This window comes from uncultured Pseudokineococcus sp. (assembly GCF_947495735.1).
Taxonomy (GTDB): domain Bacteria; phylum Actinomycetota; class Actinomycetes; order Actinomycetales; family Quadrisphaeraceae; genus Pseudokineococcus.
The window spans coordinates 148993-162975 of record NZ_CANMAA010000008.1; the positions used below are offsets into that span (position 1 = coordinate 148993).

Below are 13983 nucleotides of genomic sequence, written 5' to 3' on the forward strand. Positions count from 1 at the left end.
GGTCTTCGTCCTCCCCGTCTGCGGGCGACGGACCGGGGAGGCGCCGCGGGGCCGACCGGGACGACGATGGGGTGTGGACGACGACGGCGTGGACGAGTGCCCGGCCTTCGTGCTGCACGACCACCGGCGCCCGACGCCGCACCTGGACCTGCGCCTGGAGGAGGGCGGCGTCCTGCGCTCGTGGGCGCTGCCGCGCGGCCTGCCGCAGGAGCGGGGCCAGCGCCGCCTCGCCGTCGCGGTGCCCGACCACGACCTGGACCACCTGGGCTACGAGGACGAGTCCAAGACCGTGGCGGACACGGGCTGGTGGGAGGAGCACAGCCGCGACGAGCGCCGCCTGGTGCTCACCCTGCACGGGCGCGGCGGGCCCCGCCGCTACGCCCTGGTGCGCACGGCGCGCGACTGGCTGCTGCTGCTCACGCGGGAGCAGCCGCAGGCTGCGCCGTAGCCTCGCGCCCGTGCCGCTGATCACCCCGGACGGGCGCTACCTCGTGGTCCGCGGCCGGCTGTGGCGCTGCACCGACCCCCGGCTGGACCCGGAGGAGCGCGCGGCGCTGACCTCGGAGCTCATGTCCGCCCGCCGGGCCAAGGGCGCGGCGATGCGCGCCGGGGACGACGCCGGCCGCGAGGCCGCGCGGGCGCGGGTGGACGCCGCCAAGCACGCCCTGGGCGAGCGGGGCCCCGTGTGGTGGGACGACGGCGCGCCCGACCTCACCCGGCACCTGGCCCGCACGACGCCGTACGCCGAGTGGTTCGCCCAGGTGGAGCCCACCTGATCTCCGGCCGGACCCGGCTGCGCCGATCGGACCGGGAGGGAAGGAGGCGCGCTGGTCCCCGCGCCCGACCGCGGACGACCGCGCGCGTTCCCGCCCGTACCCGCCCACGACCGCGGATCTGGCCGTACTGTCCGCCCGGTCTGAGGCGCATCGTCCGGTGCGCCCCTTCGCTGCCGCCGTGCCCGGCGCGGCGGCCCGCCACGCCGAGGTGAGCATGCGCTCCAGGACGCACAGGTCGAGCAGGTCGAGCAGGCGCTCAGGACGTCCGCGAGGAGTCAGCGACCTCGGGCAGCGGGCAGGGGCCGGACGGGGCCGCGCCGCCGGGACCGCGCTCGCCGTCGGCGCCGCGCTGCTGCTCCCGGTGGCGTCCGCGAGCGCCGCGCCGCCCGCACCGGAGGCGGGAGCAGCGGTGCCGGCGCTCGGCTGGGGGGCGTGCCCGGAGAGCTGGAGCCGCGCCGGCGTCGACGCCGGCGCGTTCACGTGCGCCACGGCCGCCGTGCCGCTGGACCACGACGACCCGACCGGCCCGACGATCGACCTGGCGCTCAAGAAGCTGCCCGCCGGGGACCCCGAGCGGCGCCTGGGCACCCTCTTCCTCAACCCCGGTGGCCCCGGCGGTTCCGGCGTCACGTTCGTCGACAGCGCGCAGGGCGCCTTCGACGCCGAGGTGCTGGAGCGCTTCGACGTCGTCGGCATGGACCCGCGCGGCGTCGCGCGCAGCACGCCGCTGACCTGCTTCCCCTCGCTGGAGGCGGGCCTGGACGCCCTCGGCGACCTGCCCGCCTTCCCCGTCACCACCCGGGAGGTCGTGCGGTTCGACGCCGGTCACCGCGAGTACACCGACGCGTGCGCGGCCTCGGTGGGCAGCGACCCCGTCATCGAGCACATGACGACGGCCGACGTCGCCCGCGACCTGGACCTGCTCCGGCAGGCCGTCGGCGACGACGGTCTGACCTACGCGGGGTACTCGTACGGGACCCACCTGGGCGACGTCTACGCGAACCTCTTCCCGGGCCGCGTGCGCGCCGTGCTGATCGACGCCGTCATCGAGCCGGTGGCGTGGACGACCGGGGCGAGCCCGCGCGAGGCGCGCACCGAGACGACGTCGCTGCGCCTGCGCACCGGCGAGGGCGCCTACGGCACCCTGCTCGCGCTCTTCGACGAGTGCACCGCGGCGGGACCGGAGCGGTGCGACCTGGCCGGGGAGGCCGAGAGCCCCTCGGAGCAGTACGACCGGCTGGCCGACGCCCTGCTCGCGCGGCCGCTGCAGCTGCCCGACGGGGAGGGCGGCACGCTGACCACCACGTACGCCGACCTCGTGAGCACCTCGCTGGGCGGGCTGTACTCGCCCTCGGCCTACCCCGCGCTCGCCTCCTACGTCGACGCGCTGCTGGACGCCGTCGACGCCCGGGGCCCGGCCCGCGCAAGCACGGCCGTGGCGGCCCGGGACGCGCTGGCGCGCCTCGAGGCGAGGCTGCCCGAGCGCGAGGACGAGCCGGTGCAGCTGCGCGAGGGCACCGACGGCGTCCTGTGCACCGACAGCGACAACCCGCTGCGGCAGCGCCTGTGGCGGGACTCCGCGGCGCAGGCCGACCGCGAGGGCCCGTACTTCGGCGCGGCGTGGGTGTGGGGCGAGCTGCCCTGCGCCACCTGGCCGGTGCGCCCCGAGGGCACGAGCCGGTACACCGGGCCGTGGGACGCGACCACGTCGTCGCCCGTGCTGGTCGTCGGCACCCGCTACGACCCCGCGACGCCCTACTGGGACGCGGTCACGGTCTCCGAGCAGCTGCCCGGCAGCCGCCTGCTGACGCTCGACGGCTGGGGCCACACCGCCATCGGCGAGAGCGCCTGCGTGGACGCCGCCGTGGCGCGCTACCTCGTCGACGTCGAGCTCCCCGCCGAGGGGACGGTCTGCCAGCCCGACCGCCGGCCCTTCGACCCGATCCCGATGACGCTCGCCGCGGCCGCGCCGGACGCCAGGGCCGACGTCGTGGCCGCCGCGCTCCCGGCGACGGTGGCCGGGCGCTGACCCCTCCCGCCCGGCGGCGCGAGCGCGTCGCCGGGCGGGGCACCGGCTCCCGGTCCCCGGCTCCCGACCCTCAGGACCGGGGCTGCGGCACGGCGGCGCCGGGGTGCGCCGCGTGGACGACGACGCCCCCGCGCGCCTCCTTGGCGAGGTACATGGCGGCGTCGGCGCGGCGCAGGAGCGCGCCGCCCCCGGGGCCGTGCTCGGGCGCGGCGCTGACGCCGGCGCTGGCGCCGACCGCCACGTCCCCGCTCTCGAGGGCGAAGGGCGCCTCGAGCGCGGCCAGCGCGGCCGCCGCCCGCGCGGCGGCCGCGTCGGCCCCGGCGCCGGGCAGGACGAGGGCGAACTCGTCGCCGCCGAGGCGCACGAGGTGGACGCGGGGTCCGGCGGCGCCGCGCAGGCGGTCGGCGACCCGGCGCAGCAGCTCGTCGCCGGCGGCGTGGCCGAGGGTGTCGTTGACGGCCTTGAAGCCGTCGAGGTCCAGCAGGGCCAGAGCGGTGGGCTCGCCCACCGAGCGGTCCAGGTGCTCGCGGAGCACCCGGCGGTTGCCCAGCCCGGTCAGCTCGTCGGTGTCGGCCTCCTGCCGCGCGCGGTGGTAGGCCGTCAGCGTGCCGAGGAGCAGGACCACCTTGGCCGAGCTGGCGACGACGCCCAGCGCGGCGGCGACGGCGGCGGCCAGGGGCACCTCGACCACCTGCCCGAGGAGCAGGACGACGAGGGACTCGACCGTCAGGACGACGGGGCCGATGCCGGCCGTGCGCTGGTCCTCGTCGCGCAGCTCCACCGCGCACGGCGGCGGCAGCGCGGCGCCGAGGGCCAGCAGCAGGACGGCGAGCACCAGGGCGCCCGCGAGGCCCGCCCCCACGGCGTCCTGCCCCGGGGGTCGGCCGGTCAGCGGGAGGTCGACCAGGAGCAGGACCACCGCGCCCCAGGTGCCCGCGAGGAGGACGACCGAGCCGGCGACGACGGCGCGCACGCGGCCGTCGACCCACCCGCCGCTGACAGTCGCGCTCGTGATCATGAAGCCGAAGGACAGGAGCGCCCCGGTCGCGGGCACGAGCGCCAGGCAGGCCTGGGTCGTGCTGAGGCCGGTGGCCGCGCGCAGCGGCTCGACGAAGACGGCCCAGGCGACGGCGGCGCTGGCGAGGAAGCCGGCGGTGATGTCGAACCAGCCGTAGGGCCCGGCGAGGCGCAGACGGACCCGCAGCAGGAGCATCTGGCTGACGAGGAGGACCAGGACGCCCAGCGACAGGGCGAGGACGGGCACCGGCGCGAACCACGGGGTCGCGGCGCCCGTCCCCGCGGGGGCCACCAGGACGCTGCCGCAGAGGGCGACCCCGAGCAGCACCGCGGCGACGAGGGCCAGCCGCCAGATCCACCGCTCGCCGGGCCGCGCGGTGCGGCGGGCGAGGACGCCGAGGGAGACGAGGTGGACCCCGGCGAGGACCCACGCCCCGGCGGGCGACGAGCCGGGCGCGGCGAGGGCCGCAACCGCCGCCGCCACGGCGAGAGCCAGCGCGAGGGCGGCGACGACGAGCAGACGCGCGGCGCGCGGCGCGCGCACCGGGTGGTGCTCCAGGTGCAGGACGCTCGCCCCGCCGGGGCCGGCCACCTCCGGAGCACCCCGGTCCGCGCTCACGGGCCGCGGCCGCTGGCGCCCGAGGGGCAGCAGCTGGGCGACGGAAGGCGTGGGCACGGCCCGATACTCCCCCGGCGCCCGCGCCCCCATCCGGGGCGACGCGTCATGCGGCCCGATCGGCGTAGCACCTCCCGGGCGCCGGGACCCGACCGGCGCAGCACCTCGGGCGCGCTGCGACCCGGACGGCCCAGCGCTCGGGACGGCGGTCGTCGGGCGTGAGGGACCGTGCCACTCGCTTGGAAGTGGGACGGTCCGGCGCCACCACCGACCGGCCCGGCCTCCGCGCCGCGCTGGCTCATGCCCGGCCCGGGAACGTGATCGTGGTGCACACCCTGGACCGGCTCGGGCGCACCGTCCGGGACACCCTGAACCTGATCCACGAGCTCACCGAGACCGGCATCGGGGTCCGCACCCTCGCCGACCCGATCCGGGTCGACTCCTCCCGCCCGGAGGACCCCGATGGCCCAGCTGGCGGTGGTGCTGCTGGCGCTGTTCGCGCAGATGGAGCGGACCTGCACCGTCGAGCGCGCCGCGCACGCCCGCTCGGTGGCGGCGGCCAAGGGTCGGCGCATCGGCCGGCCTGCCGTCGTCGACCCGGACGAGCTCGCCTACGCGGTGCTCCTGCGCGAGGGCGGGCACACCATCACCGACATCGTCGCCAAGACCGGCATCGCCCGTACCAGCCTGTACCGCCACCTGCCACCCCGACCGCCCGAGCAGATCACCGCCGCGCCGCAGGATTCACCGCTGCAGCGGGAGTGACCACGCGGTGTCTGCCGTCCGAGGGAGTCGCTCAAGGGGGTAGCCCCGGTGTCTTCCTCCGGCTGGACGTCGCCACGCGGGCACGGGCACGGGTCAGCGATGCCCTCGCCCTAGAACAAGTCCCGCGCGCAGCCGTGGCGCTGCCGCGACGACGAGGGCGCCGCTGACGGTGACCACGGCGACGGCCGCGAGCATCACCGGGAGCCCGACGAGGGGGATCAGGGCGCCCATCACCGCAGGCGCCGCGATCGAGGTGAGGGCCCCGACCACCAGGGCCACGGTGAAGCCGTCACCGGGCCGGTCCGCGACCACCTGCGCGGTCCAGATGGCCAGGACCGCCGAGCCGACCATGTAGCCCACCCCGAAGAGCACCGCGGACAGCAGGACCAGCAGCAGCGACGCGCGCCCCAGGGCCAGCAGCACGAGCGCGCCGCCGACCACGCCGACGCTCACGACGGCGACCACGGGTGCGCCGACGGCCTGGGCGATTCGGCCCGTGCGCAGCCCGACGAGTCCGCCGGCACCGACGAGGGCGAAGATCAGGGCCGCTACCCCCGCACCCCGCCCGCCGGTGCGGGCGACGTCGCTGACGTAGGTGAAGTAGACGGTGGTGGCGGCGAAGTAGAGGACGGCGTAGACCAGGGGGCGCGCCATGGCCCGGCGCAGCGGCGACGCTCGAGGGCCTTCCGCGTCGGTGCGGTGAGCAGGCAGCCGCGGCACCGCACGCAGGTTCACGACAGCGGCGACCGCGGCCGCGCCGGCGATGCCCGCCCAGGTCCACCGCCACGACGCGGCCCCGGTGAGCACGCTCAGCCCGGCCAGCGCGACCAGACCGGCACTGGTGCCCGTGGTGATCACCGCCAGCACAGCCGGGCGGTCGCGACGCGGCACAGCCGCAGCAGCGATGTCGGAGTACGGAGCCCACACCCAGCCGGCGGCGCTTCCCGCCAGGACCGCGCCGACTGCCAGGACCGAGGGTGAAGGAGCGACCGCGACCACAGCGCACCCTGCGACCCCGCACACGCCTCCCACGGTCGTCGGTGCCCGCGGTCCTCGCCGAGCCGACAGGCGAGGGGCACCGAGAAGGCCCAGGAGGTAGCCGACGAAGGTGCCGCTGGCGACCAGACCGAGCAGCAGCTCGCTCATCCCGAACTCCGCGCGCAGGTCCGGCAGCGTCAGGCCGTAGACGTAGCGGGCCATCCCGAAGGCGACGCCGACGACCGCAGCGCCCCCGACGGCGACCCTGACCGTCAAGGCCTCCACGCGCGCACCCTCTCACTTGACCAGACCCGGTTCTCGAGACCAGCCGACTCGAGCAGGCGCCAGGCATGGAACACCGGAAGCCTGACTGCCCGCCAGCGAACCGATCGTTTCCGGACACTTGCCTGCCGGGGTCCCTTGGGGGCGTCCAGAAGGGTGTCGCACAACGGTGGGTGCCTCGGGCACCGGAGCATCGGACACCCATTGCGGACACTTGTCGATGCATCCGCGTGTCGCGGCTCGGGATCAGGGGCGCGGGTGGCCCAGCGTCGGAACGTTCACCCACGCCGTCGCGCTCAGCGACCTGGCCTGCGGGCGTTGCTAGCTGGTCGGGCGGTTGGTGGGGTCGGTCCAGCGGAGAGCCGGCGCTCGTGGTGCAGGCGGGTGAGCTCGCGGCATCCCCGGGTGGCGTCCCAGCCCAGCTGTTGGGCGCTCGAGCGCCACAGCGGCGTCCGCAGTGGCCGGGGCAGAGCCTGGCGTCCCAGAGTGATGGCCCAGGCGAGGGAGGCTGTGATCACGAGGGCGGTGAACAGCGCGATCACTCTTTGTGGTGGTTGGGAGGCGTCGTCACGAGAGCTGGGGGTTCCGTTGTGCGCAGGGGGGCGCGGGTGAGGGTGGACCCGGCGCTGGCGGTGACCACCAGGGCGATCGCCACGATTCCCAGCAGGTGCATCCCTTGGGAGAGCAGCAGCCAGCCGGCGAGGGCCGCGACCGCTGGTTCCAGGCTGAGCAGGACGCCGAAGGCGCCGGGGCCCAGGCGCCGCAGGGCGGACAGCTCCAGGGAGTAGGGGATCACCGAGGCCAGGACCCCGGTGCCCGCGATGAGCAGGAGCAGGCCTGGCTGTGCCAGTGCTTGTGCGGCTCCGAGACCTCCCAGGGGCAGCAGGAGTAACGCGCCCACGGCGGTGGCCAGGGCCAGTCCGCCCAGGCCCGGGGCCTGGGCTCCGACGCGGGCATTGGCGAGGATGTAGGCCGCCCAGAACCCGCCGGCGACTAGCGCGAAGATCACCCCGACCGGGTCCAGGCTCGAGGTCCCGGGGCCGTGCCCGGTGAGCCCGAGCAGTACCACCCCTCCCAGGGCCAGGGCCACCCAGGCGAAGTCGCGGGCTCGTCGTGAGGTCAGCGCCGCCAGCGCCAGTGGTCCCAGGAACTCCACGGTGACTGCTGTGCCGAGGGGGATGCGGGCGATGGAGGCGTAGAAGAACCCGTTCATGGCTGCCAGGGCCAGACCCAGAAGCACCACCGCACGCCACTGCTGACGGGTCAGAGAACGCGCGCGGGGACGGGTCAGGGCCAGCAGCACCACGGCGGCCACGGCCATGCGCAGGAGCGTGGAGGGCGTCGGGCCGATGAGGGGGAACAGCTGCGCGGCGCACGCTGCGCCCAGCTGCAGCGAGATGCACGAGCCCAGCACCATCGCCACCGGCGCAGTGCGACCACCGTCGGAACGGGTCGACCCGAACGGCGTCCTCACGCGCCCGGCCCTCCAGAGCGCGAACTGCCGGACGTGCCGGGAGGCGTCCGGCGACCAGGACAGGCGGCAACGGGGTTGATAGCGGGCATGGCAACGAGCGTGAGGCCGCTAAGTACTGCAGGTCTAGCGACCGTTGGTGATGAACACTCATCACGTTCGCTGACGATTGGGTGCGGAGAGGGGTGGCGTGGTGCTGGACGTGCACCGGCTGCGACTGCTGAGCGAGCTGGCCCAGCGCGGCACGCTGGCCGCGGTCGCCAAGGCGCTCTCCTACAGCCCGTCGGCGGTCTCCCAGCAGCTGTCCCAGCTCGAGGTCGAGGCCGGGGTGCCGCTGCTGGAGCGGGTGGGCCGCGGGGTGCGGCTGACCGCGCAGGGGCACGTGCTCGTCGAGCACGCCGACGCGGTCCTGCAGCGCCTGGAGGTCGCGCAGGCAGACCTGGCCGCCTCGGTCAGCGAGGTGCGCGGCACGGTGCGAGTGGCCGCCTTCAGCTCGGCGCTGCTGCGCCTGGTGCCCCCTGCCGTGACGTCCTCAACCAGCCAGCACCCGCACCTACGGCTGTCCTTCGTGCACCTGCAGCCCGAGGAGTCCTCCGCCGCCCTGCTCGCCCACGACGTCGACCTCGTCCTGGGCGAGGAGTACCCAGGACTGCCCCTGGCGCGCCAACCGGGCGTGCACGAGGAACAGCTCGGCCACGACGAGCTTCGCCTGGCCGCTCCGGCCGGCTCTGCGCCAGGCCATGACCCGCTGGTCGCCTTGACCGACACGCCGTGGGCGATGGATCCCGCCGACAGCGCCTCCGGCCGATGGCAGCGGGGACTCTGCCGCAGCGCTGGCTTCGAACCCGACGTGCGCTACGAGACGCCAGACCCCCTGATGCAGGCCAACCTCGTCCGCAGCGGGCACGCCGCCGCACTGGTGCCCGACCTGCTCGCGACCGGCCAAGACCTCGGCGTGCGTCTGCTGCCGCTGCCCGGGCACCCGACCCGACGCCTGTACACCGGCACCCGCGTCGGAGCGGCGGCCCACCCCGCCGTCCGCGCTGCGCGCGAGAGCCTCAACCACGCACTACGAACTGCGCAGCCCCCCGCCGGCTGAGCCCGTCAAGCCCACGACGTCACGTCAACCTCAGGCCCAATCCCTCGAGGGTCAACCACGTCACGATCCGCCAGTCGGCGATGTGGCTCCCCGACAACGGCGGTGTCCGCGACCGAATCCGATCGTTTGAGCGACAGCTGCGTCGGCCGGGCGACACGCTGGCGGATCGGCGTCCGGAACTCGTGTCCGAAACCCCCGTGTCGCGGAACCAGTGTCCGACCGTTTCCGTACGCTCCCGAGCCATGGGACACGCCCTCGGCTACGCCCGCGTCTCGACCACCGCCCAAGACCCGTCGCTGCAGACCGACGCCTTGACCGCTGCCGGCTGCGCGCAGGTCTGGACCGACGTCGCCTCCGGTGGCCGTGACGACAGGCCCGAGCTCGCCCGGCTCCTCGAGCGCCTGCTGCCGGGGGACACCCTCGTGGTCTGGCGCCTGGACCGCCTCGGGCGGTCCCTGCCGCACCTGCTCGCCACGATCACCGAGCTCGAGGGCAGGGGGGTGGGCTTCCGTTCCCTGACCGAGTCCATCGACACCACCACCGCCGGCGGACGCTTGATCTTCTCGATCTTCGGCGCGCTGGCCGACTTCGAGCGCCAGCTCATCCGCGACCGCACCCTCGCCGGCCTCGAGGCAGCCCGCGTCCGCGGTAGCGTCGGCGGGCGACCCACTGTGATGACGCCCGCGCGGGTCGAGGCCGCCCGGGCGCTGCTCGCCCGCCCTGGCGCCACGGTCACCTCGGTGGCCAAGGACCTCGGCGTCAGCCGGGCCACCCTCTACCGGACGGTCCTGGCCGAGGGCGCGGCCGAGGATGCCTCGGCGTTGGGCGCCGGTGCCAGGGGAGGGGCCGGTCATGGCTGAGGTCAAGGTCTGGACCATCGAGACCCGCGACCCCTGGACCGGCCACGACCTCGAGTGCGTCGTCGCGACGACCACCCGCGCCGAGCTCCACGAGGTGCTGGTGCGCTGCGGGCTGCGCCGCAGTGATGCCGACATCACGCGCCGCAAGCCCGACGCCGACGACGTGAGCGCGCGAGCTCTCGCCGACGTCGGAGCCCTCAGCTGGCGCGACCTCGAGGCGAACTGGCCCTGGCGAGACGAGCAGGCGCTGACCGACCTGCGCGAGCAGTACGCCCAACGGCGACCCCAGGGCTGGCGACGTCCCTGAGTCGACCGCGGCGGTGCTCCGTACGACGCCCCAGTCCGGGACTGGCCATCCGGACGGGTCAACCGGGACGCGGCATGCGAGGCGGACGCTCGACCGCCTTCTGACCTGGTGCGTCACCGGTTGGGGGTCGGCTAGTGAGACGCGTTGCGCGGGCCACACGCCCCAGGGAGGGCACCAGCTCGTGCCGTAGGCCGGTCGAGTGCAGCAGTGCGCTTCTGCTTCCGTACTCGGCTTGGTGGGCGACGATGAGTGAAGGCCCCGCGGGACAGGCACCCACGGAGATTGGAGTGGTCATGCGAGTTCTGCTCGACGATAAGACGCGTGTGTCTTATCGCCAGATGTACCTGGGGACTGGCGGCGAACTCAAGTACGTCTGGGAGGAGGCATTCGAGGGCCAGACCAACGGCATTCTGGGCGCAGCCAGGCTCGGACAACTCACAGTCAGCAGCGGCGTCCACTCAGGTTTCGTCGGTGTACGCGTCACCCTCAGCGACTCGGCTCCGCCAATCGATCCTTCTTGGGAGGACGTCGTCGAGGTGTCCCTGACGGCTTCCAGTGAGCACTGGGGCATCGTCGAAGGCATTGTCGAGTCCGGGCACGGCTTCGAGGGCGCTGGGGGCGAGTACCGAGTCCGCATGTCCGTCAAGGGCATGGACGCTGGCGCGGCGGCGGATGTAGTGAGCGACGACGACCCGCTTGTCGAACATCACCTGTTCGAATTTTGGCCGGCCCCCTGGGCTGCGGACGAGATCGTCCGGCGAGGCAGTGACTACGCCGCCCGGAGGCACCAAGACGTGAGCTAGCGGCCGGAGCGCCCGCGAATGGCGGAGGCGCTCCCATCGCAGCCCGGGACACCTCGACCAATCGGCGCCTCATCACCTGCTGGACGTCGATCGTCAGCGGGACGCTGTCCGGCCAGCGATGAGGACCGGCTACGAGCAGACCTGGCTCGGTGAGGTCTCGGCGGTGAGGTAGACGGCGTCGCCGAAGGCGTTGATCGTGGCCGTGACGCCGTACCCGTCGCGGGTCAGCGTCAGCTCGGTCCAGTCGGCAGGGGTGAGCCTCTGGCCGCCGGCCCAGCCGAGGTCGCGCAGCTGCTCGGCGATCGACAGCGCCGCCTGCCTGCTCGCGGAGGTCGCATCGAGCGCCTGCTCCCCGGTGGCGGTGGAGGGCAGGTCCCAGACCCGTACTGCGGAAGGCTCGTGCGTCTGCCCGCTGTCGATGAAGCAGCCCTCGACGGTGGCGGCTTCGGTGCCGGCGGCACTACTGGCCGGAAGCGTGACCGCATCGAAGTCTTTAAGGACCGGCGCGAGGCGCTCTTCGACAAGGGCCATGGCCTGCTCATCGACGGCCGCGGCGGCGGGGACATCGGAAGGTGTGGTGACCCACCACCACAGTGCGGCAACCGCGGGCACGGCAAGGGCGAGGACGGTCACCAACGCGCCCACGGGGAGCAACCACCACCGCGGTGTCCGGGCGGGTGGCTGGCCCGCGTACCGCGACTCCCGCTGGTCCACCTGCATGCGTCCATGCTGACGACCGTCTGCCTCAGGAAGTGCATCCACGCGATGGCCTCACCCGTAGGAGTCATCTGCCAGGGCTCTTGAGCAGGACGCGACTCCTAGCCGAAGGTCTCGGCGCGGTGCTCCGGTCGACGATCGACAGCGGGACGCTGTCCGGCCGGCGATCGTGAGTGGACAGCCTCGGAGAGTGGGTGGACGCCTGTTCGTGGCGTCCCGGCCGCGCCGCCAGGGGCCGGCGTGCGGACGCGGCGGTCACACCGTCTGCGGGGTTCCTATGGCGACGGCCTGCGATCTCGAGCCGTCGTCGTGGATCCCGTCGAGTGCTGCTCGAGAGGTGCGGTGGGCGGGTGTCGGCATCGTTGGAGCGGGTCTGTGGCGGCCGTGATGACCTCGTCCAGGCGGGAGGCGGCGGCCTCGAGCTCCCGAAGCCTGCTCTCCAGTGCCTCTCGTTGGTCGAGGAGGTGCTCGATGGCCTCGGGGGCGGCCGTCCCTGCTTCGACGCTGGGCAGCAGCAGTCGGATGCTCGTGCTCGACAGACCGGCGCGGTAGAAGATCTGCAGCAGACGGACGCGGTCCACGGCCGTGTCGTCGTAGTGCCGCTGGCCTGAGGCGCTGCGGTCGCTGGGCAGCAGCTCCTGCTCCTCGTAGTAGCGCAGTGCGCGCACGCTCATGCCGGTCCGCGCCGAGAGATCACCGATCCGCACCGCTGCCACCTTCCTGCGCCGACCTCGATTTGCCTCTCACGTCGACGTGAGCTTTTACCGTACCGGCGGCCACCTAGGCCAGCCGCTTCCGACACCTCTCGGGGGCGCCCTCCCGGGCGTCGGCGGCATCTCGGACACGCTGGAGATGACGTGAAGATCGCTGGATCCGTTGCCCTGGTTACCGGCGCCAACCGCGGGATCGGCCGCGCGCTCGCTGCCGCCCTGCTCGAGCAGGGCGCGGCCAAGGTCTACGCCGGAGCGCGTGACCCCCGCCAGGTCGACCTCCCGGGAGCCCAGGCCCTGGCCCTGGACATCACCGACCCTGCCTCGGTGGCCGCGGCCGCAGCGGTCGCCGCCGACGTCACGCTCGTGGTCAACAACGCCGGCGTCAGCCGCTACCAGGGCCTGCTCGACGGCGACCCCGACGGTCTGCGCGCTGAGCTGGACACCCACCTGTGGGGCACTCTCGCGGTCACCCGTGCCACCGCCCCCGCCCTCGCCCGCAACGGTGGTGGCGCCCTCGTCAACGTCCTGTCGGTGCTGTCGTGGACCTCCACGCTCGGGGTGACGTCCTACAGCGTGGCCAAGGCTGCGCAGTGGGCGCTGACCAATGGGCTGCGCCTGGAGCTCGCTGCCCAGCACACGCACGTCCTGGGAGTACACCTGGGGGCCGCCGACACCGACCTCATGCGCGACTACGACGTCCCCAAGCTCGACCCCGCCGATGTCGCCTCCGCCACCCTCGCCGGGCTTGAGGCGCGCGACCTCGAGGTCCTCGTCGACGACGCCGCCCGCTACGTCAAGGCCGCCCTCGCCCGCGACCCCCGCGAGCTGTACGGACCCCACTTGACCGCCTGACCCGACGACGAGCACCGGCCGTACGAGCCGATGCTCGACCCGGGCCTCGACTCACGACCCCCGGAAGGGGATCGACAGCGGGACGCTGTCCGGCCAGCGATCGACAGCGGGACGCTGTCCGGCCAGCGATCCACTGAGGGACGGTCGCTGTGGTCAGGTGCGCCTCGTGCCTCGCTGACTGATCAGTCCGATGATGAGCCAGGCGACGCCGGCGGCGAGCCCGACGATCACGCCGACGGTCGGGGTCGCTGCGAAGCCGAGCACGAGGCCGAAGACCAGGGCGATGAGCAGCGCCCCGCCGTATCGAAACGTCGCGTCTGTCCGCATGGTGACGAACCTAGCGAAGATCATGTACGGAGGGCTTGAGCGCCGGTCGCGACATCGCCGATGGGGAACCGCCGCACGATCGGTGGACACCCCGATCCGTGTTGTCCAGGCGACGTGCCCGGATGAGGATCGGCGGATCCTGGCGGTCATCGCAACAGCAGCGGTCCGATCTTCTCGATCGGCTTCGCGAACCCTAAGCGTTTCCGTGGCCGGTCGTTGAGCTCGGCGGCGACCCAGTCCAGGTCTTCTTGGCTGTGCACCGAAAGGTCCGTGCCCTTCGGGAAGTACTGGCGGAGCAAGCCGTTGGTGTTCTCGTTCGTCGCCCGCTGCCAAGGCGCGTGCGGGTCGCAGAAGTAGATGTCCATGTCGGT

At 74.0% G+C, this 13983-nt stretch carries 15 protein-coding genes and 1 pseudogene; 9 read left to right on the top strand and 7 right to left on the bottom strand.

Annotated elements, in window-relative coordinates; translation table 11 throughout:
- The first annotated feature begins 73 nt into the window (after positions 1-73).
- From Q0848_RS12485 to Q0848_RS12495, 3 genes are all read left to right on the top strand, one after another.
- Positions 74-448, top strand: coding sequence for a DNA polymerase ligase N-terminal domain-containing protein (locus Q0848_RS12485; RefSeq protein WP_299038020.1), 375 nt, complete (start codon positions 74-76; stop codon positions 446-448).
- A gap of 19 nt (positions 449-467) precedes the next feature.
- On the top strand, positions 468-776 hold the full coding sequence (locus Q0848_RS12490) for a hypothetical protein (protein ID WP_366146586.1): 309 nt from the start codon (positions 468-470) through the stop codon (positions 774-776).
- Positions 777-1137: 361 nt separating this feature from the next.
- Positions 1138-2805 carry an alpha/beta hydrolase gene (locus tag Q0848_RS12495; protein ID WP_299038023.1) on the top strand — a complete coding sequence of 556 codons (1668 nt, stop codon included), beginning with the start codon at positions 1138-1140 and terminating at the stop codon, positions 2803-2805.
- Positions 2806-2875: 70 nt separating this feature from the next.
- On the opposite strand, the gene Q0848_RS12500 is transcribed toward Q0848_RS12495, so the two are convergent.
- The gene (locus Q0848_RS12500) at positions 2876-4498 is read right to left on the bottom strand and encodes a diguanylate cyclase (RefSeq protein ID WP_299038026.1); all 1623 of its coding nucleotides are present in this window, start codon (positions 4496-4498) and stop codon (positions 2876-2878) included.
- A gap of 158 nt (positions 4499-4656) precedes the next feature.
- Between Q0848_RS12500 and Q0848_RS19060 the strand changes: the two are divergent.
- Positions 4657-5203 (top strand): annotated as a pseudogene (locus tag Q0848_RS19060) (recombinase family protein).
- 93 nt (positions 5204-5296) lie between these two features.
- Here the strand turns inward: Q0848_RS19060 and Q0848_RS12510 are convergent.
- Positions 5297-6466, bottom strand: coding sequence for an MFS transporter (locus tag Q0848_RS12510; protein WP_299038029.1), 1170 nt, complete (start codon positions 6464-6466; stop codon positions 5297-5299).
- A 535-nt stretch (positions 6467-7001) separates the two neighbouring features.
- On the bottom strand, positions 7002-7880 hold the full coding sequence (locus tag Q0848_RS12515; RefSeq protein WP_299038050.1) for a DMT family transporter: 879 nt from the start codon (positions 7878-7880) through the stop codon (positions 7002-7004).
- Positions 7881-8124: 244 nt separating this feature from the next.
- Between Q0848_RS12515 and Q0848_RS12520 the strand changes: the two genes are divergently transcribed.
- The 4 genes from Q0848_RS12520 to Q0848_RS12535 all read left to right on the top strand — a co-directional run bounded on the left by Q0848_RS12520 (position 8125) and on the right by Q0848_RS12535 (position 11003).
- Positions 8125-9033 carry a LysR family transcriptional regulator gene (locus Q0848_RS12520; protein ID WP_299038031.1) on the top strand — a complete coding sequence of 303 codons (909 nt, stop codon included), beginning with the start codon at positions 8125-8127 and terminating at the stop codon, positions 9031-9033.
- 242 nt (positions 9034-9275) lie between these two features.
- A complete protein-coding gene (locus Q0848_RS12525) occupies positions 9276-9893 on the top strand; it encodes a recombinase family protein (RefSeq protein WP_299038033.1) in 618 nt (205 codons plus the stop codon).
- On the top strand, positions 9886-10200 hold the full coding sequence (locus Q0848_RS12530) for a hypothetical protein (RefSeq protein ID WP_299038034.1): 315 nt from the start codon (positions 9886-9888) through the stop codon (positions 10198-10200). The genes Q0848_RS12525 and Q0848_RS12530 overlap by 8 nt, the downstream gene beginning before the upstream one ends.
- A 293-nt stretch (positions 10201-10493) precedes the next feature.
- A complete protein-coding gene (locus Q0848_RS12535) occupies positions 10494-11003 on the top strand; it encodes a hypothetical protein (RefSeq protein ID WP_299038036.1) in 510 nt (169 codons plus the stop codon).
- A gap of 129 nt (positions 11004-11132) precedes the next feature.
- Here the strand turns inward: Q0848_RS12535 and Q0848_RS12540 are convergent, their stop codons facing one another.
- Positions 11133-11648: a hypothetical protein gene (locus Q0848_RS12540; protein ID WP_299038038.1), complete on the bottom strand. Its 516-nt coding sequence runs from the start codon at positions 11646-11648 to the stop codon at positions 11133-11135.
- A gap of 347 nt (positions 11649-11995) precedes the next feature.
- Positions 11996-12436 carry a MerR family transcriptional regulator gene (locus tag Q0848_RS12545; RefSeq protein ID WP_366146575.1) on the bottom strand — a complete coding sequence of 147 codons (441 nt, stop codon included), beginning with the start codon at positions 12434-12436 and terminating at the stop codon, positions 11996-11998.
- A 141-nt stretch (positions 12437-12577) separates the two neighbouring features.
- On the opposite strand from Q0848_RS12545, the gene Q0848_RS12550 reads away from it, so the two are divergent.
- A complete protein-coding gene (locus tag Q0848_RS12550) occupies positions 12578-13285 on the top strand; it encodes an SDR family oxidoreductase (RefSeq protein WP_299038041.1) in 708 nt (235 codons plus the stop codon).
- Between the two features lie 153 nt (positions 13286-13438).
- Here the strand turns inward: Q0848_RS12550 and Q0848_RS12555 are convergent, their stop codons facing one another.
- Both Q0848_RS12555 and Q0848_RS12560 read right to left on the bottom strand, forming a co-directional pair.
- Positions 13439-13612, bottom strand: coding sequence for a hypothetical protein (locus Q0848_RS12555; RefSeq protein WP_299038042.1), 174 nt, complete (start codon positions 13610-13612; stop codon positions 13439-13441).
- 146 nt (positions 13613-13758) lie between these two features.
- A partial coding sequence (locus Q0848_RS12560; RefSeq protein ID WP_299038044.1) for an IS30 family transposase occupies positions 13759-13983 on the bottom strand: 225 nt, incomplete at its 5' end.

Coding starts and splice junctions, on each gene's coding strand:
- Q0848_RS12515 (WP_299038050.1), bottom strand. CDS start 7,880: ATGGTGCTGGGCTCGTGCATCTCGCTGCAGCTGGGCGCAGCGTGCGCC.
- Q0848_RS12525 (WP_299038033.1), top strand. CDS start 9,276: ATGGGACACGCCCTCGGCTACGCCCGCGTCTCGACCACCGCCCAAGAC.
- Q0848_RS12530 (WP_299038034.1), top strand. CDS start 9,886: ATGGCTGAGGTCAAGGTCTGGACCATCGAGACCCGCGACCCCTGGACC.
- Q0848_RS12535 (WP_299038036.1), top strand. CDS start 10,494: ATGCGAGTTCTGCTCGACGATAAGACGCGTGTGTCTTATCGCCAGATG.
- Q0848_RS12555 (WP_299038042.1), bottom strand. CDS start 13,612: ATGCGGACAGACGCGACGTTTCGATACGGCGGGGCGCTGCTCATCGCC.